Annotated in this window: 9 protein-coding genes and 2 rRNA genes; all 11 read left to right on the forward strand. The window is 45.5% G+C overall.

The window, feature by feature from the left end:
- A 23S ribosomal RNA gene (locus AC1DSE_RS19940) occupies positions 1–135 on the forward strand; the annotation flags it as partial.
- 159 nt (positions 136–294) lie between these two features.
- Positions 295–411 (forward strand): 5S ribosomal RNA (gene rrf, locus AC1DSE_RS19945).
- Positions 412–717: 306 nt separating this feature from the next.
- On the forward strand, positions 718–1,179 hold the full coding sequence (locus AC1DSE_RS19950; RefSeq protein ID WP_054025359.1) for a CtsR family transcriptional regulator: 462 nt from the start codon (positions 718–720) through the stop codon (positions 1,177–1,179).
- A 35-nt stretch (positions 1,180–1,214) separates the two neighbouring features.
- Entirely contained in the window at positions 1,215–1,736 is a 522-nt protein-coding gene (locus tag AC1DSE_RS19955) for a UvrB/UvrC motif-containing protein (RefSeq protein ID WP_076271458.1), read from the forward strand.
- Between the two features lie 28 nt (positions 1,737–1,764).
- The gene (locus AC1DSE_RS19960; protein WP_339205305.1) at positions 1,765–2,844 is read left to right on the forward strand and encodes a protein arginine kinase; all 1,080 of its coding nucleotides are present in this window, start codon (positions 1,765–1,767) and stop codon (positions 2,842–2,844) included.
- Between the two features lie 2 nt (positions 2,845–2,846).
- Positions 2,847–5,306: an ATP-dependent protease ATP-binding subunit ClpC gene (gene clpC / locus AC1DSE_RS19965; RefSeq protein WP_441885579.1), complete on the forward strand. Its 2,460-nt coding sequence runs from the start codon at positions 2,847–2,849 to the stop codon at positions 5,304–5,306.
- A gap of 130 nt (positions 5,307–5,436) precedes the next feature.
- The gene (locus AC1DSE_RS19970; protein WP_076271455.1) at positions 5,437–5,793 is read left to right on the forward strand and encodes an antibiotic biosynthesis monooxygenase; all 357 of its coding nucleotides are present in this window, start codon (positions 5,437–5,439) and stop codon (positions 5,791–5,793) included.
- Positions 5,794–6,168: 375 nt separating this feature from the next.
- A complete protein-coding gene (gene radA, locus AC1DSE_RS19975) occupies positions 6,169–7,536 on the forward strand; it encodes a DNA repair protein RadA (RefSeq protein ID WP_477528078.1) in 1,368 nt (455 codons plus the stop codon).
- A gap of 11 nt (positions 7,537–7,547) precedes the next feature.
- The gene (gene disA, locus AC1DSE_RS19980) at positions 7,548–8,624 is read left to right on the forward strand and encodes a DNA integrity scanning diadenylate cyclase DisA (RefSeq protein WP_076271453.1); all 1,077 of its coding nucleotides are present in this window, start codon (positions 7,548–7,550) and stop codon (positions 8,622–8,624) included.
- Between the two features lie 88 nt (positions 8,625–8,712).
- Complete coding sequence (gene pssA / locus AC1DSE_RS19985) at positions 8,713–9,459, forward strand: CDP-diacylglycerol--serine O-phosphatidyltransferase (protein ID WP_076271452.1); 747 nt, start codon at positions 8,713–8,715, stop codon at positions 9,457–9,459.
- 186 nt (positions 9,460–9,645) lie between these two features.
- A complete protein-coding gene (locus AC1DSE_RS19990; protein WP_477528079.1) occupies positions 9,646–11,733 on the forward strand; it encodes a serine hydrolase in 2,088 nt (695 codons plus the stop codon).
- Positions 11,734–11,891 lie beyond the last annotated feature (158 nt).

An 11,891-nucleotide genomic window follows, 5' to 3' on the forward strand; every position in this document is an offset into this window, starting at 1 on the left:
AAGCGTGAAGCCCCCCTCAAGATGAGATTTCCCAGTATGTAAGACCCCTTGAAGACGACGAGGTTGATAGGTTCGGGGTGGAAGCACAGCAATGTGTGTAGCTGACGAATACTAATCGGTCGAGGGCTTATCCTAAACACGTTTACTGTGACCCATACATCCAGTAGACAGCAGCATAAAGGCTTCAGCAAGCCTAATCTTTCGTATCCAGTTTTCAGGGCGTAAACACCTTGAAGGACTTTGGTTGGATCTTTTCTGAGGAGACTCAGGACTGCATTTCAACGAAAAATCCAGTTTGGTGGCGATGGCGGAGGTGAACCACGCGTTCCCATACCGAACACGACCGTTAAGCCCTTCAGCGCCGATGGTACTTAGACCGCAGGGTCTTGGGAGAGTAGGACGTCGCCAAGCACGAGAGACCTATCGCATAATATGCGATAGGTTTTTTGTTGTTTTTGCATGCAGAAAATGAGCGTTAATCATATAAATGAATCCGGCTATGTATAAACAGCATGCAAGCGTACCAAGCTAATGGAAAATCAATTTTACCGAGCACTTGACCTTTTGCTGAAATTGCATATAATAAAATCAAGGTCAAAGAAAGTCAAAGTCAGTTGTCCGAATATTCGGTGTATATTCTGATTTGATTGCAAGACCTCATTAATACCTATGTTTCAACTTTAGTTTTATTGGTTATTTCTCAGGGAGGTTGGTGGTTTGCGTAACATTTCCGATCTCATCGAACAGTACTTGAAGCTTATGCTTCAAGAAAGTCCAGAGGGCGCAGTAGAAATTCAACGCAATGACCTGGCTGACAAATTTTCTTGTGTACCGTCGCAAATCAACTATGTAATTAGTACTCGATTTACCATGGAGAAAGGATACATGGTTGAAAGTAAGCGCGGCGGCGGAGGCTATATCCGAATACAACGGATTGAGCTTCCTGCATTAAAGGCGATTCAATTCCATATCGAAGAAACGGTTGGAGAATGTGTCGATCAAGGTGCAGCGGAAGGGCTTATTTATCAGCTTGAGGAAGCAAGACTTATCTCTAAGCGCGAGGGAAATCTACTCCGTGCGGCTGTGCATCGCGATACCATTGCACTGAAGCTGCCGCTAAGGGATGAAATTCGGGCAAGGTTGTTAAGGTCCATGCTTATCTCATTGCTGGTTAAGTAATGACAAACCGTTTATACCGGGAGGAGGGATCAGGCTTGTTTTGCCAAGATTGCGGTAAAAAACCGGCTACGCTTCATTTCACAAAAATCATTAATGGCGAGAAGACCGAATTTCATATTTGTGAAAGCTGTGCTCGTGAGAAAGGCGAAGGCATTCCAGGCGCGCCGAATAGCTTTTCTATTCATAGCTTACTATCGGGACTTCTTGATTTCGAACAGCTTGGCGGGTCGACGATTACCGGCATTAAGCAGCCAGCGCTGCGCTGCGAGGAATGTGGACTGACCTATACACAGTTTAGCAAAATCGGTCGATTCGGCTGCAGCTCTTGTTATCAGTCGTTCGAAGGTAAGCTTGATCCACTTCTCAAACGTATTCACAGCAGCACCGTACACAGCGGTAAAATCCCTAAGCGCTCAGGCGGGCAAATCCAGTGCAAGCGCGAGATTGAACAGCTGAGGCGGGATCTGCAAGAGAAGATTGATCAAGAGGAATTTGAAAGCGCGGCTGAGCTGCGTGATCGAATACGTGAATTAGAGCGCAAAATGGCAGACCTGTAGGCTGGCATAGAAGGAGTGAAGGAACCTCTTGACTAAGCATCGATTCTCACAGCATGCACTCAGCGAATGGATGAAGGACGCGGGTCCTGAATCTGAAATTGTCATTAGCAGCAGAGTGCGAGTAGCCCGGAATTTACGTCATCAGCCTTTTCCATTACTTGCAACAAATCAGCAATCTAAGGATGTCATGGATCAGCTGACTGAAGTTAGCCAAAGCGGCAAGCTGCAGTCAATTGGATCATTTGAGACCATTGTTTTGTCAGATTTAAGCGAGCTTGATAAAAGGGTGCTTGTTGAAAAGCATTTAATCAGTCCCAATTTAGCGAACGAATCGCGATGCGGGGCCGTTATTTTAAGCGATAATGAATCTGTTAGCATAATGATTAACGAAGAAGATCATTTGCGCATTCAATGTCTGTATCCAGGTTTCCAAATCCAGGAGGCATGGGCATTGGCCAGCGGAATTGACGATATTTTTGAAGAGTCGGCTGATTATGCATTTGATGAGAAACGCGGTTATTTGACGACATGTCCAACGAATGTGGGCACAGGCATCAGGGCATCCGTTATGATGCATTTGCCGGCACTCGTTTTAACGTCTCAAATCAATCGGATATTGTCAGCTGTTACACAGGTAGGCTTGGCAGTAAGAGGCTTGTACGGCGAAGGCAGTGAAGCGCTTGGGAATTTATTTCAGGTGTCTAACCAAATTACGCTCGGGCAATCCGAGAATGAAATTATTGAAAATCTTTATGGTGTTGCAAGACAAATCATCGAGCATGAGAAAGCGGCTCGCAAACGTCTTATGCATGAGTCGCGGCTGAGGACAGAGGACCGCGTGAAGCGCTCATACGGTATTTTAGCATATGCTTCAATTATGGATTCCAAGGAAGCTGCGCAGCGGTTGTCAGATGTGCGGCTTGGTGCAGACCTTGGCATTTTATCAGATGTAACGCCACAAGTGTTGAATGAACTTTTGGTCATGACTCAGCCTGGATTTTTGCAACAAACCTTCGATGAGAAGATGAGTCCAGAGCAGAGAGATTTCAGGAGAGCAGAACTCATACGCAAGCAATTGCGTGGTGAAAAAGGCCATGGGGGTGCGTAAATATGATGTTTGGAAGATTCACGGAGCGAGCACAGAAGGTGCTTGCATTGGCGCAAGAAGAAGCGGTTCGTCTCGGACATAACAATATTGGTACGGAGCATATTTTGCTAGGCCTTATTCGCGAAGGGGAAGGAATAGCGGCTAAAGCATTGATTGGACTAGGACTTGGGCTTGAAAAGATTCAAGATGAAGTTGAGGCGTTGATCGGTCGCGGTCAAGAGCAGCCTAACAACATTGCCTATACGCCACGCGCAAAAAAAGTAATTGAGCTTTCGATGGATGAAGCAAGAAAGCTTGGACATACGTACGTTGGCACAGAGCATATTTTGCTTGGTCTCATCCGTGAAGGAGAAGGCGTTGCGGCACGTGTGCTCAACAATCTTGGCATTAGCCTAAATAAGGCTCGTCAACAAGTCCTTCAGCTTCTTGGCAGCAGTGAAGCTGTCTCAAGCAATCACGGTTCACCAGCGAATGTTAGCACGCCTACGCTCGATGGACTTGCAAGAGATTTAACTGCTTATGCGAAGGAAGGAAATCTGGATCCTGTAATCGGCCGAAGCAAAGAAATTGAGCGTGTAATTCAAGTGCTTAGCCGCCGTACGAAGAACAATCCAGTACTAATCGGGGAACCAGGCGTCGGTAAAACAGCAATTGCCGAAGGTCTTGCGCAGAAGATTATCGAGAATGAAATTCCCGAAACTTTGCGTGATAAGCGTGTCATGACGCTGGATATGGGCTCCGTAGTTGCAGGTACAAAGTACCGTGGTGAGTTTGAAGATCGGTTGAAGAAAATCATGGATGAGATCCGCCAAGCGGGCAATATTATTCTATTCATCGATGAGCTTCATACGTTGATTGGCGCAGGCGGAGCAGAAGGTGCAATCGATGCATCTAATATTTTGAAACCTGCATTAGCACGTGGTGAACTACAATGTATCGGTGCAACTACTCTTGATGAATACCGCAAATATATTGAAAAAGATGCTGCGCTTGAACGTCGTTTCCAACCTATAACGGTAGATCAGCCATCTCCAGAAGAAGCGATTCAAATTTTATACGGCTTACGCGATCGTTATGAAGCTCATCACCGTGTGAAAATTACGGATGAAGCTATCGTGCAAGCAGTTAAATTATCGGATCGTTACATTCCGGATCGGTTCTTGCCAGATAAAGCGATTGACCTTATCGATGAAGCCGGTTCAAAGGTACGCTTGCATTCTTACACTGTACCGCCAAACTTGAAGCAGCTTGAAAACCGTTTGGAAGATATCCGCAAGGAGAAGGATGCAGCGGTTCAAAGCCAAGAATTCGAGAAAGCGGCAGCACTTCGCGATACGGAGCAAAAAATTCGCGAAGAGCTTGATATTACCAAAAACCAGTGGAAAGAAAAACAAGGCCGTACTGATTCTGAAGTGACACCAGAGGATATTGCTCAGGTTGTAGCTAGCTGGACGGGTATTCCTGTTAGCAAGCTGGCTGAAGAAGAGACGGAACGACTTCTGAAAATGGAAGATATTCTTCACGATCGCATCATTGGACAAGATGATGCCGTGAAGTCGGTATCCAGAGCGATTCGTCGTGCGCGTGCCGGCTTGAAAGATCCGAAGCGTCCAATTGGTTCATTCATTTTCTTAGGTCCAACGGGTGTTGGTAAAACGGAGCTCGCCAGAGCACTTGCAGAAGCGATGTTCGGAGATGAAAATGCGGTTATCCGTATCGACATGTCGGAATATATGGAGAAACATTCGACATCCCGTCTAGTCGGAGCGCCTCCTGGTTATGTAGGTTATGAAGAAGGCGGACAGTTAACCGAGAAAGTTCGCCGCAAGCCATATTCCGTTGTGTTACTAGATGAAATTGAGAAAGCTCACCCTGAAGTATTTAACATATTGCTTCAGGTGCTGGAGGATGGTCGCTTGACTGATTCCAAAGGCCGCGTTGTCGATTTCCGCAACACACTGATTATTATGACTTCTAACGTTGGAGCGGATCAAATCAAGCGTAATTCCTCGCTCGGTTTCACAGCCGTACAGGATGCGGGACGCGACTTCCAGCAAATGAAGGATAAAGTGCTTGGCGAGCTTAAGAAAAGCTTCCGTCCGGAGTTCTTGAACCGTATCGATGAAAGCATCGTGTTCCATTCGCTTGGCGAGGAGCATATTGCTCAAATCGTTACACTCATGTCGGATGAGCTGCGCAAGCGTCTGCGTGAGCAGGAAGTTGACTTCATCTTGACGGATGCAGCAAAAACTTTCCTTGCGAAGGAAGGCTACGATCCACAATATGGAGCTCGTCCGCTTCGCCGGGCAATCCAAAAACATATCGAAGACCGTTTGTCCGAAGATTTGTTGATGGGTAAAATCCAAAAAGGCGATACGTTCACAATCGATGAGAAGGATGGCGGTCTAACCGTTACCAAATCGATTTCCGAACAAGAGCCAGAAGAATCCACGACAAAATAAGCATGATAGTAAACTGTCCCGCAATCAGAATAGCTGCTTGCGGGACAGTTTTTATTAATACAATAAATTGACAATGATAATCATTATCGTATAATAAGACTATAGCGTTACATAGAATGGAGGAACAACGATGATAGTTGTCACCAATACGATAAAAGTAAAAAAAGGCCACGGGGAGACGGTGGCGAGTAGATTTCAAAACTCCAAAGGCATAGATTTATCTCCTGGTTTTGTGCGCATGGAAGTGTTGTTAACGGAAGGCTTAGAAGAATATGATGAGCTTAAAGTAAGCACGACTTGGGAAACCAAAGCTTCCTTTGAGGGCTGGGTGAACAGTGATTCTTTTCGGCAAGCACATGCTCATAGAGGCGGGGGACAACAGGGTGAGGCAGGCCAGCAAACGGAAAGCGTGATGCTCGGCTCACAATTGACAACGCATCGTGTGTTAGTTGCTCGGCAAGCTGGAATTGAGCTTAAGCAGCATTAATTCTATTTATTTATAACTTGGTGCTCTAATAAATATGCTGCGTTGTGACTAATCTTTCGCTCTCTTATCCACTGTGGATAACGAGGGCGTTTTTTATGTTGTATTTATAGAAAAAGCCTTTGGGGATATGTTGATGAGTTGTGGATAATGTTGATAACTTGTTCGTAATTCTGTGGATAACAATGAAAAGACGTGAAATGGATAAGCTTAGCTGTGGGAAACGAATAATAAGTGGGTTATCTCCTTTTTTCATTAACAATGTGGGTTTATACATGGAGGATAAAATGGTAAACTTTATGTAGTGTGATTTTAAGCACAATCGCTAGGGCTGGCATCATTCATTTACGCTGGTTCATAACGTTTAAGGAGTACAGAATGGCCAAAATTAAATCAAAATTTGTTTGTACGGAATGTGGAACAGAATCGCCAAAATGGCTGGGGAAATGTCCCGGTTGCCACGCTTGGAATTCGATGGTGGAAGAGAAAGAAACCGTTGTGAAAACGAAGGGCGTCGGATTGTCGTCGTTTCATGCGAAAGAAAAGCCGCAGTCCATCATACATATAGAAAGTGGGCAAGAGCCTCGTATAGAAACAAGGATGCTTGAGCTTAATCGAGTGCTCGGCGGAGGTGTTGTTCCAGGCTCGCTAATTCTTGTCGGCGGAGATCCCGGAATCGGAAAATCAACGCTGTTGCTGCAAACGTCTCATGCGCTCGCGGTGAAAGGATTGAAAGTGCTCTATATTTCTGGGGAGGAGTCCGTGCGGCAAACAAGGCTAAGGGCAGATCGACTTGGTGCGCTGACGGAATCGCTTTATGTACTATGCGAAACCAATATGGAGCAAATTAACGATGCCATAGAATCAGTCCAGCCGGATTTTCTCGTTATTGACTCCATTCAAACCGTCTACGATCCAAATGTTCAATCGGCTCCCGGAAGTGTATCGCAGGTACGAGAATGCACGGCACACTTTATGCGAGTGGCCAAAATTAAAGGAATTGCGACGGTGCTCGTCGGCCATGTTACGAAGGAAGGCGCGATTGCGGGGCCAAGGCTTTTAGAGCATATGGTGGATTGTGTTCTTTATTTTGAAGGGGAGCGCCATCATACGTACAGAATTTTAAGGGCAGTCAAAAACCGCTTTGGCTCGACGAACGAGATTGGCATTTTCGAGATGGGCGAGGATGGACTGCGAGAGGTTTCGAATCCTTCTGAGCTGTTTTTATCTGAGCGGCCGCTTGGTGTATCAGGGTCAACCGTAGTTGCAAGCATGGAAGGCACCAGGCCTGTGCTTGTTGAGCTTCAGGCGCTTGTGGCCACAACTAATTTTCCATCTCCGCGCAGAATGTCAACGGGTATCGACCATAACCGAATGGCGCTCATTATCGCAGTGTTGGAGAAGCGGAACGGCATGTTTCTACAAACACAGGATGCTTACTTGAACGTAGCTGGCGGAGTTAAGCTTGATGAGCCGRCAGTCGATCTAGCAGCGGCGGTCAGCATAGCCTCCAGTTTTCGCGATGCGCCAACGAAGCCGTATGACGTTATATTTGGTGAGGTAGGATTGACGGGAGAAGTGCGTGCGGTATCGCGTGCTGAGCAAAGGGTGAAGGAAGCAGAGAAACTAGGTTTTAAACGTGTCATAATGCCAGAGAAAAGTTTAAAAGGGTGGAAACCACCCGCAGGCATAGAAATTATTGGCGTATCTACAGTGTCGGAAGCACTTAAGGCAGCGCTTGGATAGGGGGGCAGATGATGAAGGAACCTACACAGCTTGAAATTATGAATCAATTATTGCAATTAGTCGCACCAGGCACCCCTTTTCGGGATGGGCTTGAAAATGTGCTTCGGGCGAAAACGGGGGCGTTGCTGGTTGTTGGCTACAGCCCGGAAGTAATGGAAGTCGTAGACGGAGGTTTCTCCATTAATTGCGATTTCTCGCCTAACTATTTGTATGAGCTTGCAAAAATGGACGGAGCTATTATTTTGAGCGAGGATATGCGCCGAATTTTGTATGCGAATACGCAGCTTATACCGAATAGCTCCATTCCGTCGATCGAAACGGGAATTCGGCACCGTACAGCTGAGCGGGTTGCAAAGCAGACAGGCAAGCTTGTTGTATCCATCTCGCAGCGCCGTAATATTATTACTTTGTATCAAGGCAATCTGCGTTATTCGCTGAAGGACATGGGTGTTATTTTGACGAAGGCCAATCAAGCGATTCAAACGCTCGAGAAATATAAAGCGGTGCTTAGCCAATCCTTTACGAATCTTTCAGCTCTTGAATTCGAAGAGCTCGTTACACTTCAGGAAGTAGCGCATGTTATTCAACGTGTTGAAATGGTGCTGCGCATCAAGATGGAGATCAAGCGTTATGTAAATGAGCTTGGAACGGAAGGACGGCTCATCAGCATGCAAATGGATGAGCTCGTTGGCGGAGTTGAAGAGGATGCATGGTACTTACTTAAGGATTATGCCAAAGAAAATTCGGATGAGAAAATACGAGAAATTCGGGCAGGCCTGAAGAAGCTGAGCTCGGATGAGCTGCTGGATGCGCCGCCAATCATCCGTTTGATCGGTTATCCACATACGAGCAACATGAACGATGAATCCGTGTCACCGCGCGGTTATCGACTGCTGAATAAAATTCCAAGATTGCCGCTCATTATTATGAACAATTTGATTGAAAACTTCGGTCGATTGCCTCATATTCTGATGGCGACAATTGAAGAATTGGATGAGGTTGAAGGTATTGGCGAGGTGCGGGCACGTGCGATTAAGGAAGGTCTAAAGCGGATACAAGAGCAGATGTTCATTGACAGGCAAATTTAAATCCCATACAATGGATTGAATGTGGTCCTATAACGTGGAGATACATTCGTTAAGGGTTTTGGGGCATAGTAGAGAAGAGGTGGAAAAGATGATCACAAAATCGATACCGAGCCTTCTCACGGTGGGGAACTTATTCCTAGGAGTAATCGCCATCATTCTTGTATTCAATGAAAAACCAGATACTGCGGCTATGATGGTGTTAATCGCCATGCTGCTTGATGGTGTTGACGGACGCGTTGCTCGGGCGCTGAACGTTCAAAGTGAATTCGGTAAGGAGCTGGACTCATTATCCGATGTGATTTCGTTTGGCGTAGCTCCAGCATTTATTATGTATGTAGTTGCTTTTCAAGATCTTAATCCAGCCTTGGCTTGGATCGTAACGGCATTGTTCCCGATTTGCGGGGCACTGCGGCTTGCTCGTTTCAATGTAATATCAAGTGCGCCAGGTTATTTTATCGGTCTTCCGATACCGGCGGCTGGCGGAGTGTTAGCGACATTAGCTTTATTTCAAAATGACATTTATGTATCCGTGTTGCTTGCAAGCACAGTAGTGCTTTCCATTCTTATGGTTAGTACGATTAAATATCCGAATTTCAAAAAGGTCGGTATTCCTAAGAGCGCAGTATGGGTTGTCCCTATTGTTATTGTTGTATCTGTCGTATTAGGTCTATTGTTCAAAAATGACTTATCCAAAATTTTGTTTGTACCGCTGCTTCTATATGCGCTGTACGGCCTAAAAAAAAACGTTGATCGCCGTTTGCCCAAGCGAAACCGCAAGCGGAAGAAACGTGATGAAAACGCGGAAGACCCTGTTCAAACAGAGAAGCCGGCTTGATCAAAGCGGCAATATTGAATGTAAAATAGCGTTTCAAGCACAGATTTTTGTGCTTGGGCGCTATTTTTTTTCTTGCTTAAAGCCCCCTTTTAGCAATCTATTATGGGATAATTTTGAAACTAATCATCTTCCAAATTCGTATTTAATAGGCGGTCAAAAACGAATTCGAATGGAGAAGATGCTGGTTTGAAACGACTATTTAGTATTAGAAAGCCTTCTTTATGGACCAAAACGATTCTTACTGCTGCTTTATCAGTCAGCCTGCTGGCTCCAGCCGTCTATGCGGCTCCCGTGGAACCGAGTGCTGCGCCTGCTCCAAAAGCGTTAAATGTTGAAAATGCGACAACTTTTTTAAACGATTTTTTTGCAACGGAACAAATCAAATCGCAATATGTAGGAGCTTCTGTCGTTATTGTGAAGGATGGGAAAACGGTAGCGCAGCGAGGATATGGCTTTGCAGACCTGGAAACAAAAAAGCCGATTGACCCTGCTTCAAGCGTGTTTCGCATCGCGTCAGTGTCCAAGACCTTTACGGCAGCCGCGGTTATGCAGCTTGTAGAGCAGGGGAATATTTCTCTTCAAGACGATTTCACCAAGTATGTGAAGGATTTGAAGTTCGATAACCCGTTCGGCAAGCCGGTTACGATTGAGCATTTACTTACGCATACGACGGGTTTTGAAATACGTGATCCGCAGCCAGAGGATATACATACCGACTTCGGGAAAGTAGTTGAAATTGAAGACTATGTTCGGGGGCATATGCCTTCTGTTGTTCGGGAGCCGGGCAGCGCCTACATGTACGATAACTTTGCGTCGATGCTGATTGGATTGATCGTACAAAAAGTCAGCGGTTTACCTTTTAACGATTACATGGAACAGAATATATTTAAGCCGCTGAAAATGGATTCAAGCCGTTTTTTACTTGATAAAAAACTTACAGAAAATCTAGTTTCGGAGTACGACGCTGCAAACGGCAAACATGAACTATATGCAGTTACTCCTACTGTAATGCCGCAAGGGGGAATGTTCTCTACTGCTGAGGACATAAGCAAGTTTATGATTGCTTTCCYGAATGGCGGTTCATCAGAATCCGGCAGCATTCTTAAGCAAGTAACCTTTGATCAGATGAAAACGTATCGCTCTTCGATTCATTCATTGCTGCCGAACACTACTTATGGATTTGAGGCACCTATTCAGCTTCCTGGGGCGGGAAGCAGTTCTTCCGTGATAGCCAAGTTTGGAGATATTGTGGGCACTAGCTCGCTTATGTTCCTTATTCCGGAACAAAAGACGGGAGTATTCATTACTTACAACAAAATAGGCCCTCTCCGTGATTTCTTCTATCAGGCGTTTATTCATTCGTTTTTTCCGGCATATGCTGCACCTGCCAAGTTCGACGCATTCACGCCGAGTACGAGTGATTCATTAAATAAATTCACGGGCATTTATACTGACCTTCGTCTTGCACAACTAAATACATCAATAGAAGCWGATGGCAAAGGCAGCTTGATGATATCAGATGCTTTCCTTGGACCGCGTGCACTTAAACAAGWAGATAAAAATCTATTTGTAGATAGCCTTACGGGTAAATTCACGGCATTTGCGATAGGGTCAGGCGATGAAGTGCTTTACTTTAAGGAGCCGTATCTGAATCCGCTCGGCTATGGGATGAAACATAAAGCGCCAACCTTGTTTGCTGATATTGCGAAAGACCACCCTTATGAGAAGGCAATTTATACGCTGAAAACATTAGGGCACTACTCCGATATTGAGGATGAGAAATTTAATGCTGAGCAATCAGTCACTCGGGGACAATTTGTTAAGCATCTTATGGAGATTAGCGGATTAAAAGGAAGCAGTACGGAAGAACTTGTATTTACGGATTTGGAAGGCCATTCGGCCGCTGCTTTTGTTCAGCAAGCGTATGAGCTGGGCCTGGTCAAAGGTACAACAACGAATCTGTTTGAGCCGGATCGCAGTATTACTCGCCAAGAAGCGGCTGTTATGATGTGGCGCGTTTTCTCTCAGCAGTATCCAGCAGAGTTGTTTGAGTCGGTTAAGCTCTCCGGTGAGACTGATAAATGGGCGCTGCCAGCTGTTAAGATGATCGTTAAGCTCGGCATCTATGGACCAGAGGTTCAAGAGCCAGAGAAAGGTGTTTTCAATTACGCTTCTAAGAAAGTTCTGAACCGCCAAGAGGAAGCTGCTATTTTATATTCTCTTCTTACACGTCCGTTAGATGTTATTGTTTCTGGATTCATGCAACAGAAGTAGCACTATTAGTGCTAAAAAAGAGGCCTCCCAATATGGAGGCCACTGAAGAACTTAAGGTTTTTGTGAGCCCCCAAAGCGATAAGCAAAAATGCGACACCTTCTCCTGATATTCCGGAGAAGGTGTCGCATTTTTGAGGTCTTGGCGCTGTTTGTTAGTC

It is taken from the genome of Paenibacillus sp. 01L418, assembly GCF_056400045.1.